Genomic DNA, 13,422 nt, shown 5'->3' with positions numbered 1-13,422 from the left:
TAATTATATTTAATTGATCTTTTTGTATATTTTGTTATTTATTGTCATATTATTTTCATATTTTACCATATTTAAATTGTTATATCTATAAATAGCAAACAAAAAAACACTTACCTCTTTGAGATAAGCGTTTTTTTTGTTTGATGCTATAAAAATTTATTTATAAATTATTTTTAGGTTTTAAATCTGATTGACTTAAATGTTTTCTTATAATATATACTGTTCCATCTTTTTTAAATTTCGCTTCATATGAGTATCCAAATTTTTCAACTTCATAATAGTCTAATATTTTCACTTCATCTCCGCATTTTAAAGATATAGTTTTAGTGTTAGTTTCACTTCCATCAATATGAGCTTTAAGTCTTCTATTTTTTGCTACATATGCAATATCATTTATATCGAATTCTCTTTTTATCATAATTTCTCCTTACGTGTGTATACACTTCATTGTATTTATTATAAAAGACCTTTAGCCTTATATGTTTGTAAAGTTTTTATTATATAACTTAAAGTACAAAAATCCTTATCCATTCTTTCAGCTATAAGATTTAATCCATCTACTAATTGCTTTTCTTTAAAATTTTCTAAAAGTATCATAACACTTATAGTATTGATAGTTCCATCTTTAGTGTCTAATGCTCTTGATTTTTTCACATATTCATTTTGCATAGCTAACTTTAGTGAATTTTCAAGTCTCTCACTTATTTCGATTTGAGGCATCTTATCAAATATTTTTACCTCTGATTCTTTTATATTCATATTTACAGCCTTGCTTATATCAGTTTCTAAGAACACAGTATTTATAAATTCTGCACCCGCAAAATCTACACCTTCTAAATTAACTGAATCAAATAATGTATTTTCAAATTTAACTTTTTTAAATTTACTTCTTTTTAAGTTACTTCCTATTATTTCCGCACTTTTAAAGCTACATCCGTAGAAATTACAAGATTTAAAATGAGCGCCTCTTAAACTTGTATAGTTAAAATTTGATCCTGAAAAATCACTGTTGTAACAATTGCTTCGTTTTAAATCTTGATACATAAAGTTTTTATCTAATTTCTGTATCTTATTATATTTAAGTCCTGTATCTACTTTTTTAACTTTTGCCATATTATCCTCCGTAAATATATCTTATATTAAAAAAACTCTTATACCAAAAGATATAAGAGTTTGTAATTCATACTTATAATTGGTTGCGGGAGCAGGACTCGAACCTGCGACCTTTGGGTTATGAGCCCAACGAGCTGCCAACTGCTCCACCCCGCGATGTTGTTTTCTCTACTTCTATATAATATCACAATACATATATTATAACAACCCTATTATAAGTATTTACTTTTTTATTTAAATTATTAAGCTAAATCTATTTCTAATCCTTCTTCATTTACATACCAATCATTTACTTTATACTCATTGTATAAACTTCCAACATCTGCTTTAACATATAATCTTAACTCTAAGTCTTTGTGTTTTTCATAAAACTTCTTACTTCCCTCTAAATCCGTTACACATAAATAAGCTTTATCATTTTTATAATCCACGTTATTTGCGACACTGTTTTTGCTGACTCTAGAACTTTCATTTAAAATTACTCTTATTTCATTATCTATTACTTTATACCACTTTGCATATCTTTTAGCTAATGTTATATCTTCTTTTTTAATTCCTCTTTTTACTAGTTTCAACTTGATCACTCCCTATAGTTTATATCTATAGTTTTTTAATCTATAGATTGATTATAAATGTTAATAAAAAAACTCCTATACCTGAAGATATAAGAGCCTATAATCCATGCTTATAATTGGTTGCGGGAGCAGGACTCGAACCTGCGACCTTTGGGTTATGAGCCCAACGAGCTGCCAACTGCTCCATCCCGCGATGTTGTTTTCTCTATCTACATATAATGATAACATATTAAGTAAATTATAGCAAGCTTATTGAATTTTATTTACGTATTATGATTTTATTTCTTTTACCCTTCCAACAATTCCACTTTCAAGCATCACCTTGATCCCATGTGGATGATTTTTAGAATTAGTAAGAATTCTACTAACTTCGCCTTCTGTCAACTTTCCACTACGTTGATCTTGTTTTTGAACAACTAATACCTTACTTCCTATTTTTATGTTATTTCTATTATTTCCATCCATAAATGTTCTCCTTCCATACTTACCACTGTCTACCATAGTATAACACTGAAAATAGTATAACACACACTATTTTTTATTTTTTTTCATACTATGGTAAAGTAATAAAAAATTTACTATCGGTGGTGAATTTAGTCATGAAAGCAAATTTAGTGTGCAAAGGTGGAGGAATTAAAGGTATAGCTTTAGTAGGTGCCATAGCTTGTCTAGAAAATGAAGGTTATGAATGGGAAAACTTAGCTGGAACTTCTGCTGGTGCTATTGTAGCTTCTCTATTGGCAGTAGGATATACTTCAAATGAAATTAAAGATATATTATACAATATAGATTATATCAGCTTTAAAGACAAGAACAAACTTCAATCAATACCTTTAATTGGAGATTTTTTAAGTATTTTTATCCATAAAGGAATTCACTCTGGAAATGCTATTGAAAATTTTTTACACGATAAATTTATTGAAAAAAACAAAACAAAGTTTAAAGATATTTCAATTAATGGAAAAAGTAAGCTTAAAATGATTGCTGCAGATGTTACAAGAAAAAAGTTACTTATTTTACCTGATGATTTAACCGACTATGGTATAGATCCTATGAACTTTGAAATTTCAAAAGCAGTTAGAATGAGTCTCAGTATTCCCCTTTACTACTATCCAGTTAAAATTGAACATGATAATAATTGTTGTTTTATAGTTGATGGAGGATTATTAAGCAATTTTCCAATCTGGATATTTGATAATGATGAAAGTTGTGATTTATGTAGTTTACCTACATTCGGTCTGAATTTATTAGGTAGCGAAATTGATGGATTAAATGAATGTCCTAATACTTTATCTTACTTGTTAAGTGTAGTTCAAACTTCTCTACGTACAAATGAAGATGTTTATTTTAAAGAAAAAGATAAGGTAAGGATTATAAATATACCTACATTAAATGTTTCAACAACTGATTTTGACATTACTAAAAATTGTATGACTAGTCTTTATATGTCTGGTTATGACTCTGCTCAAATATTTTTAAATGAATGGAATTTTGAAAATTATGTTTTAAAATACTTATAAATCATTTAAAATAAGCTACAAAACAAAAAGGTCTCTATCAAATTGATTAGATTCAGACCTTTTTGTTTTTATATTTTTAAACTTATAATATATTAAATTCAGCCTTACTTCCTTTTGAAGTCGCTACTACCTCCAATTTAGCATCAATTCTTTCTTTAAGTTCTTCAACATGAGATATTATACCAACTAGTCTTCCACCTCTTTGAAGCTCCAATAAACTATCAATCGCATTATCTAAAGATTGTGGATCTAGGGTTCCAAATCCTTCATCTACGAACATAGTTTCAAGAGATACCCCTCCAGCGTTAGATTGAACTACATCTGAAAGCCCTAGCGCTAAAGATAATGAAGCTTTAAAACTTTCACCACCTGATAATGAACTTACATCCCTAGAACTATCTGTATAGTTATCATATATTTCAAGTTCTAGACCTTTTTGTCCTGCACCTTTACTTTTACTCTTCTTTCTAATTAATGAGAATCTATCTCCCGTCATTTTTTCAAGTCTTATATTTGCGGCTTCTATTATGTCTTCAAAGTATGAAGCTAATATATATCTTTCAAATGATATATATGGAGACTTTCTACCATTAGCTAAATCTGATAACTCTCCAACTACTCTATACTCTTCTTCTATTGCTTTAAACTTAATATTAAGAGCTTCTACATTTTTAAGTACTAATTTATTATTTTCTAATATAGAATATAATTCTCTTAACTTAACTTCTAGCTCTTGTTTTATTATTTGAAGCCTTTTTATTTCTTCACATATATTTGTTACTTCAATAAATTCTAAGTCTTTAGTTTTATTATTTATATCTTCTTTCTTAGATTTAAATAAAGTTAACTTAGAATTGTATGATTCAACTTGTTTTTCTAATTCTTCTATTAAATTAATGTTTAACTTAGCTTCTTGGTAAGTATCCATATCCTTAAACCCTAACTTATTCATAGAAGTTTTAAACTCTAATTCTATTTTTTCTATACTAAATTTTAATTCATCTATAGACTTATTTATTTCTTGAGACTTTGAAATTTCGCCTTCTAGTCTTATTGAATTATTTTCACTCTCTTCTCTTAGTTTGTTTAAGTTACTTATACTATCACTTAAATCCTTCGTTTTTACATCTATTAAACCTTTAAGTATTTTAACATCTGATATTTCTTGTGGAATTTCTTTTTTATATTCTTCTATCTTGGTGCTAATTTGAGTTACTTCCTTTAGATATTCTTTTTCATTTTCTTCTAAAGCATTTAACGCTTTTTCATTTTCTATAATATTATTATCTATAGATATATTTTTACTTATTATAGAATCTTTTAAAACTAACTTTTCTTTAATTTTTAAAAGCTCTTTATTTAAATTATCAATTATATCTTTTAATTCAAGGCCTTTAGCTTTGACTATATTTCCTGTACTATTAGAATAGATTTTATCTATATTTAAAGTCTCTGAGAACTTAGCTAAACTATTATTTACTATTTCAAAATAATTTTTCGAATCAGCATTTAATTTAGTTAGTTCATTTATCCTTAAATTATTTTCTTTTTCAATTTCCTCTAGTTTCTCTTTTGCTAATTTTAATTCTTCCTTTGTTGGTACTTTTAAATCCTTTCTTATTGTTGCAGGATTTGGATGATTAGTAGATCCACATACAGGACAAGGAGTATTAGTTTTTAAATTACTTGCAAGTATACCTGCTTGCTCTTTTTTGTACAAATTATCCATATCATCATAGTTTTTCTTGATAATTTTATAGTCCTTTTCAAACTCCTCATATTCTTTGCTTAAGTTATAGTGATTAATTCTGCTTTTTTCATAACTAGCTATAGACATAAATAATTCTCTAGTTTCTTGAATAATCTTTGTTTTATTTGATATATCATTTTCTATCTCTACTTTTTTAGTTTCTAAAGCAGCTATTTCTTTTAAAGTATTATCATTTTCTAATTTTTCTTTTTTAAGTTTTTCAGTAAATTCTTTATTGCTTATTATTTGCGCATTAACTTCTTTAACTTTTTCACCTTGATTTAATACTTGATTTTTTAAGTTATCGAACTCTGAGATCTTAGGTTCTATACTTTTTAGATTTTCAATTTCTAACTTAAGTTTATCTCTTTCTGGTTCTTTATCTTCTTCTATTTTTAATTTTGATTTAGCTATATCACAAACTTTTTTTAAGTTTTCAATGCTTATTAAACTATTATTATAATCTTTTTGTCTTTCTTCTAATTTATTATTATTTTCTATAAGCTTATCTTCTATATAATTAACTTCCTTAGCATTTTTAAAGTTAATTATATTTTTCTTTTTAGCTTCAAAACCATCCTGTTGACTTAAAAGTTCTTCAAGAGTTTTTACTACTTCTTCTTTCTCATTTAACAGTTTATTATTATTTTCTATAATTAATTTTTCTTTATTTATAGCCTCTAATTTACTAGAAAGATTTTTATCTTCTTCATTTAAAACCTTATAATTTTCATTCTCTTTTTCTATAAGTTCTTTTAATTTTTCTATTACAATAGGAAAATCGACATATTCTCCAAGAACTATATCATGCTCCCCTTTTATATTTTTTAAATTGGTTTGCATCTCATCTCTGCTTTTATTTCTATTCTTACTTAAAGTTATAGCTTTTTCTTTAAGTTCCATTTGAATTTTTTCAAAATCATAAGTATTAAATATTTTTCTGAAAATGCCTTCTCTTTCTAAAGAATCAGCTAGTAGTAATTTTTTAAATTCTCCTTGTGGAAGCATTACGATTTGTTTAAACTGATCCCTGGTTATACCTAATACCTCTATTAACTTATTAGTAACATTAGTAACCTTTGTAATTACTTTTCCATCTGGTAGTGTAAGTGTTGCATCTGCGCTTTTTTCTGTATATCCTTCGCCCCTAGCTTTCTTTTTTTTCTGCTTTGGAACTCTATTTACAAGATATCTTTCTCCTTTTAGATCAAACTCTAATTCTACAAAAGTTTCTACATCATCATCCGCAAAATGACTTCTCAGTGAATCTGTTTCTCTCGATTCTCCACTAGCTTCTCCATATAGCGCATAACTTATAGCATCAAATATAGTAGTTTTTCCCGCTCCTGTTTTTCCTGATATAACAAATATATTTCTTCCGTTTAGTTCTTCAAAGTCTATAACTTGCTTATCTGCATAAGGTCCAAAAGCACTTATAGTTAATTTTATCGGTCTCATTATCTCACCTCCCTTTTTAAGACTTCATTTATAGTATTCATCAAAACATCTTCTTTTTCTTTTGTATAATCTCCATTACCTAAGTCTTCGTAAAACTCTTTGAATAATTCTAACTTACTTTTTCTTTTGTATTCTCCCTTTGCTGAGGTTTTATCTTCACTGAAATCTTTTTTTCGTTCTCTAGTTATTAACATAGTATTTGGATAAACTGACCTTAATTTTTCCATAGGGTTCATTAACTCTCCGTCATCAGTTAATATAGCTTGTATGTAATCATCTTTACCTTCTTCTAGGTTCCTAGCTTCATCTACCAAATCTTCTATATTTCCTTTTATTACTCTTAAATCTCTAAGTGGTTTCAAGATTTTAAAATCTATATTTATATTTTTATCTTCATCTGTATCTAGCACATATACACCCTTTTTTTGATTTACTTCAGAGAAAGAGTATTTTAAAAGCGAACCTGAATATTTCATTTCTTCTCTTCCTATTTTTTGTCTACCATGTAAATGGCCTAAAGCTACATAGTCAAAGTCAGAGAAGATATTTCCATCTATTAAATCTGTTCCTCCTATTGATAACGGTCTTTCAGATTCTGAGATTTCAAGATTTGCTACTTCATATTTATTTTCAGCACAATTTATTGCTTCTTCTCTTTTGAGAGTAACATAACCATGACCTACTAGGATATTAATCTCCTCTGGATTAAGATTTTCTTTTATTTTTTCTATTACTGCTACCATAGCATCATTGTGACTTCTTATAACTTTATTATCTAATAGTTTTTTTGTTAATGCAGGATCTTTATATGGCACTAAATAAAAGTTTATATTTGTATCATATTCTTTTATAGATACATGTTTATAAATTTCATCATCTCTTCCAGCTATGTACAATCCTTGCTTTTCTAGTATTTCGCTACCAAAACTTAATCGCTCTCCACCATCATGATTACCTGATATAGCTAGTACTTTTATTTTTTTATCTATTATTAGATCACTTAAAGTTTTATTTAATAGCTCTACAGCTTCTACTGGCGGAATAGATCTATCATAAATATCACCTGCTATTATAATGGCATGTGGATTTTCTTCTTCTATTAAGTTTGTCAATTTATTTAAAATGAATTTTTGATCTTCTATCATAGAAAATTCATTTACTATTTTGCCTATGTGCCAATCACTTGTGTGAATAATTTTCATAAATTGTCCTCCTTGTTATATATATATATTGATTATATCATAAAAAGCCCTCATTTTTGCTGAGGGCTTTTTATGATATAATCTAAATACTTTTGAGTATAAATGTATCTATAAGTTTTATTGAAATATTTACTATTTTGGATAAAGTGAAGACATTCGAGTGCTATTGCTGGTTAATATCTTATCTCTATATAACATATATTCAGCTTCTTTTAATATATCATCTACACCTTTTCCATCATCTATTTTAGTACTTATGCCTAAAGATATGCTTATTGGTAATTGTTCGTTATTTGACTGTTTGCACTTATGTACTATTTTTTCACAAACAATTTCCGCTAATTTATAATCGGTATTAGGTAAAAGAATAATAAACTCATCTCCACCCCACCTAAATACAATATCTTCATCTCTACAACTCAAGTTTAAAATCCGAGCTATTTGAATTATCAATTTATCTCCTTCTAGGTGCCCTAGAGTATCATTAACTAGTTTTAATCCATTCACATCACCCATTATTAAACTTAAAGGATAATATATTTTATTGTCTAACTTTTTTATTTGTTCTTCAAAATAAGCCCTATTATATAAGCCAGTTAACTTATCTGTATAACTCATGATAGTTAACTTTTTTTCTAGTTCTTTTCTATCCGTCATATCTCTAGATATCCCAACGACTCCCCATACTTCTCCATCTTCATTTATTAGTGGTTTTTTTATGCCTTCTGCATATACCAACTTATTTTCTTTGTTTAAAAGTTCAACCTTAGTATATTGAGTCTTTTTATTTTTTATAATTTCTTTATCACTTTCCATAAAAGATTGTGCAACCTCTTTACTTTTGTGTATTTCTATATCTGTTTTTCCAATAACTTCTGATTTTTCTTTTCCAAAAAAATCTTCAAAAAAAGCCTTATTCCCACCTATATATTTACTTTCCTTATCTTTATAAAAAATCATGTCAGGTATAGTATTTATTATAGTCTCTAATAAAGTGTTTTGCTTAATTATATTTTCTTCATATTTTTTTGTCTCTGTTATATCTTTTACTATTCCTGAAACAGCCACTACATTTTCACTGTCATCTAATATTGGAGTTAAATAAGCTTTTGTGATTTTATTATTAATTTCAGCTTCAAATACCATAGCTTTTTTGCTCTCCACTACATGTTTATGATTTTGATCATATTTTTCATATCTACCAACTGGAAATATATCCTTATTTACTTTTCCAATAATATCTTCCTTACTTAACTTTTCATCTATATATACTTCTTTAAATTTTTTATTTATACTTAAAAACACCCCATCATTTGATTTTATCCACATAGGATATGGTAGTGTATCGAAGACTACTTCAATTAAATTATCAATCATTTTCACGCCTACTTCCTTTAAATTTCAACCATAATATAATTATATACTAATTCAAAATAAATTTTTATATTATAAATTATATAATTTAAAAAGTAAAATATTATATCTGTTTTTATTTTAAATTTCACTTTAAATTTTTAAACGAAGTTGATAACATTAATTTTATTCTATTTAATTGATTAACCTCACTGGCTCCTGGATCATAGTCAATAGGAACAATATTAGTATTAGGGTAAACTCTTTTGAGTTCTTTTATTACACCTTTTCCTGTAATATGATTAGGTAAACAAGCAAAAGGTTGCATGCATATAATATTTTTAACATTACTTTCAATGAGTTCCATCATTTCAGCGGTTAAAAGCCACCCTTCCCCTGCTTGATTTCCAAGCGAAATAATATTTGAAGCAATTTTACCTAACTCCTCAATTTTTTTTGGACTACTAAATCTCTTACTTTCTTCAAGTGCTTTAATATAATGCTTTTGGTATATAGATATAGCACTTATAGTTAATTTCCCTCCTAATTTTTTGTATTTTTTATCTAAATAGTTATCAGCTTTATAATATGTATTAAATGCACAACTTAAAAAGAAGTTTATAAGTTCTGGAACAACAGCTTCTGCACCTTCTTTTTCTACTATGTCCACAATATTGTTATTAGCTAATGGATGAAACTTAACTAAAATTTCTCCCACTATACCAACTTTTGGTTTTTTCTCTTCTGTTATAGATAACTCATCAAAATCTTTAACTATATTGTATATATTTTCTTTAAATTTAGTTAAACTTCCTTTTTCTAAGCTTTTTTTGCAAATTTCCAGATGTTTTTTATAAAGTTTATTAGCACTGCCTTTTTCTGTTTCGTAAGGTCTTACTCTATATAAAACTTTCATAAGTAAATCGCCATAAATAGCAGCCATCAAAACTTTATTTATAAGACTTAAAGAGAATACACTGTATAAATTGCTTTTTTCATCTCCATTTACAGATAATGACAATACCGGTATATTTCCATATCCTGCATCGCTTAATCCTTTTCTTAAAAATCCAATATAATTAGTTGCCCTACAAACTCCACCTGTCTGAGTTATTGCTACAGACGTTTTGCTTAAATCATATCTACCACTTTTAAGAGCTTTAATTATTTGTCCTATAACAATTATAGCCGGATAGCAAGCGTCATTATTTACATATTTTAAACCTTCTTCAACAGCCCCTTCATATTCTTTAAGCAATACCATGTTATATCCGCAAGACTTCACACTATGTTCTACTAAATCAAAATGGATAGGAGCCATTTGAGGCACTAAAATATTGTAATTTTCTTTTATTGATTTACTCAAACTACTTTTTACATATGTTTTTTTTATTTTCAAACCCTCAATATTATTATTTTCTCTTTCTTGGATAGCAGCTTTTAAAGACCTCAATCTTATTTTAGCTGCACCTAAGTTGTTTCCTTCGTCAATTTTTATGCATGTATAAATTTTACCTTCACTAGTTAAAATTTCTTGAACTTGATCAGTAGTAACTGAATCTAGCCCACATCCAAATGAATTTAATTGTACAATAGACAAATCACTTCTAGACCCTACAAAACTTGCTGCTCTGTATAATCTTGAGTGATAGGCCCACTGATCAACAACTCTTAAAGATTTATCTATTTCACCCAAATGACACACACTATCTTCTGTAAAAACAGCCATACCCAAAGAGTTTATAAGATTGGGTATACCATGGTTTATTTCAGGATCAATATGATATGGCCTACCAGCTAAAACAATACCTTTAATATTATTTTTTTCAATATATTTTAATTTAGTCTCACCCATATTTTGTATATCTCTTTTAAACTTTTCATACTCAGTAAATCCAAGTTCCACACTTTTACTTATTTCTTCTTTACTTATTTCAATAAACTCATCGTCATAACTTTTAATTTTGTTTAATTCTTCATATAATTTTTTCTTTAGAGCATTTTTATTATCCATCGGTAAAAATGGATTTATGAAATTAATATTATTTTCTTTTATTTGTGAAATATTATTTTTAATAACTTCTGGATAAGACATAACAATAGGACAATTAAAATGGTTATCAACATTTTCAAATTCTTTGTGTTCCTGTCTTATACATGGATAAAATATATTTTTAATACCTTTTTCAATTAAATCATTTATATGACCATGCACCATCTTAGCTGGATAACAAACAGATTCTGAAGCAATCGAATCCATTCCCTTTTCATATAAATCTTTTGAAGATCGGCTAGATAGTACTACTTTAAATCCTAAATTTGTAAATATTGTATGCCATAGTGGATAATCTTCATACATATTCAAAACTCTAGGTATTCCTATTTCTTTTCTTTTTGATTGATTTATTTCTAAACTTTCGTAATTAAATACTCTTTTATATTTATAATCAAATAAATTAATATTTTTATTTTCAGACCTCTGTAAACCTATTCCTCGTTCGCATCTATTTCCTGATATAAATCTATCTGATTTTCCAAAACTATTTATAGTTAATAAACAGTTATTCGAACACCTTCCACATCTAGTAGTAGTTATTTCTAAATGTATTGAATTGATTCCATCTTTGTCTAAAAGAGATGTTTTATATCCTTTATTATACTTTTCTTTTGCAATAATGCTAGCTCCAAATGCCCCCATTATTCCAGCAATATTAGGTCTTATAACTTCTCGATCTGTCAAAATTTCAAACACTCTTAATACCGCATCATTATAAAAAGTTCCACCTTGAACTACATGGAATTTACCTATGTCTTCTTTTGACTTTGCCTTTATAACCTTGTATAAAGCATTTTTTACAACTGAGTAAGAAAGTCCTGCACTTATGTCATTAACTGTATTTCCTTCTTTTTGTGCTTGTTTTACTCTTGAGTTCATAAAAACAGTACATCTTGATCCTAAATCAACTGGATTTTTAGAATATAAAGCTCTTTTAGAAAATTCTTTTATATCTAGTTGTAGTGATTTTGCAAAAGTTTCTAAAAAAGAACCACATCCTGAAGAACAGGCTTCATTTAATATTATAGTTTCTATAACTCCATTATTTATTTTTAAACATTTCATATCTTGCCCACCTATATCGAGTATAAAGTCTACATTAGGTGAGAAAAATTTAGCACCTTTATAATGAGCTATTGTTTCAATTTCCCCAATATCTATTTTAAAAGTTTTTTTAAGTAGCGCTTCTCCATATCCTGTGACAGTAGAATTAACTATTTTAGCTGTAGTTGGTAAAGTATCATATATATCATTTAAAATATATATAGTAGACTCTAGCGGATTTCCTTCATTACTTCTGTAATCTGAATATAACAAATTCCCATCTTCATCAACTAAGGCTACCTTTGTTGTAGTTGACCCTGCATCAATACCTAAAAAACAATTTCCACTATACGTAGATAGGTCATTAGTTTTTACAATATTTTTGTCATGTCTTTCTTTAAATTCAGCATATTTACTTTCATTTTTAAATAAAGGTTCAAGTCCACTTTCAGCTAAACTTTCTCCAACTTTTAAATTTTTTATTTTTTTTAACAATTGACTTAGCATAATAGTTTTATTTCCACACGATAGAGCTGCACCTATTGCTATATATAATTGCGCATCTTTAGGAAAAATAATATCCTCTTCTTTTAAATTAAGTACATCTGCAAATGCTTCTCTCAATTGGGATAAGAAATATAATGGCCCACCTAAAAATGCTACCTTTCCTTGTATCTTTCTTCCGCAAGCTAAGACACTAATAGTTTGAACTACTACAGCATGAAAAATACTCATTGCTATATCTTCTTTTCTAGCTCCTTCATTTATAAGTGGCTGTATATCTGTTTTTGCAAATACTCCACATCTTGCAGCTATACTATATATATTTTTATAATTTTTAGATAATTCATTTAGTCCATAAGCATCTGTTTTTAAAAGTGTCGCCATTTGATCTATGAAAGACCCTGTACCACCTGCGCATACTCCATTCATTCTTTGTTCTACACCATTTGTTAAATAAATTATTTTGGCATCTTCTCCGCCTAACTCTATAACCACATCAGTTTCTGGATTATAAATTTCAATAGCTTTGCTACTAGCTATTACCTCTTGAACAAAATCTACTCCTAAGTTGTTTGCTAAACTCATTCCACCTGATCCAGTTATGACTAGAGACACATTTTTATTCCCAATAACTTTATAAGTATTATCTAATACTTCTTTGACAGCATTTTTTATATCTGATAAATGTCTTTTATACTCTTTAAATACTATATTTTTATTATTATCTAATACAGCTACTTTTACTGTAGTTGATCCAACATCAATACCTATATTGAAAGTTTCCATCATATATATCACCTCATTATTTCAGTTATATCGTTGTCTATATTTGTCTTTTGAGATATAT

Annotated in this window: 9 protein-coding genes and 2 tRNA genes; 1 reads left to right on the top strand and 10 read right to left on the bottom strand. The window is 27.4% G+C overall.

Annotated elements, in window-relative coordinates; translation table 11 throughout:
• Nucleotides 1-160 precede the first annotated feature (160 nt).
• From ACRCYC_RS08865 to ACRCYC_RS08840, 6 genes are all read right to left on the bottom strand, one after another.
• Nucleotides 161-418, bottom strand: coding sequence for a hypothetical protein (locus tag ACRCYC_RS08865; protein WP_438618755.1), 258 nt, complete (start codon nt 416-418; stop codon nt 161-163).
• A gap of 38 nt (nt 419-456) precedes the next feature.
• The gene (locus tag ACRCYC_RS08860) at nt 457-1,113 is read right to left on the bottom strand and encodes a pentapeptide repeat-containing protein (protein WP_438618754.1); all 657 of its coding nucleotides are present in this window, start codon (nt 1,111-1,113) and stop codon (nt 457-459) included.
• A gap of 80 nt (nt 1,114-1,193) precedes the next feature.
• Nucleotides 1,194-1,269, bottom strand: a tRNA-Met gene (locus ACRCYC_RS08855).
• An 86-nt stretch (nt 1,270-1,355) separates the two neighbouring features.
• The gene (locus ACRCYC_RS08850) at nt 1,356-1,688 is read right to left on the bottom strand and encodes a hypothetical protein (protein WP_438618753.1); all 333 of its coding nucleotides are present in this window, start codon (nt 1,686-1,688) and stop codon (nt 1,356-1,358) included.
• 117 nt (nt 1,689-1,805) lie between these two features.
• A tRNA-Met gene (locus ACRCYC_RS08845) sits at nt 1,806-1,881 on the bottom strand.
• Between the two features lie 77 nt (nt 1,882-1,958).
• Nucleotides 1,959-2,153, bottom strand: a complete 195-nt coding sequence (locus tag ACRCYC_RS08840) for a YwbE family protein (protein ID WP_438618751.1) — start codon at nt 2,151-2,153, stop codon at nt 1,959-1,961.
• Between the two features lie 134 nt (nt 2,154-2,287).
• Here ACRCYC_RS08840 and ACRCYC_RS08835 point away from each other — a divergent pair, with 134 nt between their 5' ends.
• Complete coding sequence (locus ACRCYC_RS08835) at nt 2,288-3,208, top strand: patatin-like phospholipase family protein (protein WP_438618750.1); 921 nt, start codon at nt 2,288-2,290, stop codon at nt 3,206-3,208.
• Between the two features lie 82 nt (nt 3,209-3,290).
• Here the strand turns inward: ACRCYC_RS08835 and ACRCYC_RS08830 are convergent, their stop codons facing one another.
• The 4 genes from ACRCYC_RS08830 to ACRCYC_RS08815 all read right to left on the bottom strand — a co-directional run bounded on the left by ACRCYC_RS08830 (nt 3,291) and on the right by ACRCYC_RS08815 (nt 13,364).
• On the bottom strand, nt 3,291-6,416 hold the full coding sequence (locus ACRCYC_RS08830; RefSeq protein ID WP_438618749.1) for an SbcC/MukB-like Walker B domain-containing protein: 3,126 nt from the start codon (nt 6,414-6,416) through the stop codon (nt 3,291-3,293).
• Nucleotides 6,416-7,618 carry an exonuclease SbcCD subunit D gene (locus ACRCYC_RS08825; RefSeq protein WP_438618747.1) on the bottom strand — a complete coding sequence of 401 codons (1,203 nt, stop codon included), beginning with the start codon at nt 7,616-7,618 and terminating at the stop codon, nt 6,416-6,418. Before ACRCYC_RS08825 ends, ACRCYC_RS08830 begins: the two co-directional genes overlap by 1 nt.
• Nucleotides 7,619-7,750: 132 nt before the next feature.
• Nucleotides 7,751-8,995: a sensor domain-containing diguanylate cyclase gene (locus ACRCYC_RS08820; protein WP_438618745.1), complete on the bottom strand. Its 1,245-nt coding sequence runs from the start codon at nt 8,993-8,995 to the stop codon at nt 7,751-7,753.
• Between the two features lie 124 nt (nt 8,996-9,119).
• Nucleotides 9,120-13,364, bottom strand: coding sequence for an acyl-CoA dehydratase activase-related protein (locus tag ACRCYC_RS08815; protein WP_438618744.1), 4,245 nt, complete (start codon nt 13,362-13,364; stop codon nt 9,120-9,122).
• Nucleotides 13,365-13,422 lie beyond the last annotated feature (58 nt).

It is taken from the genome of Paraclostridium sp. (genome assembly GCF_051657365.1).
GTDB lineage: Bacteria > Bacillota > Clostridia > Peptostreptococcales > Peptostreptococcaceae > Paraclostridium.
This window is presented reverse-complemented; position numbering and strand designations above follow the sequence as displayed.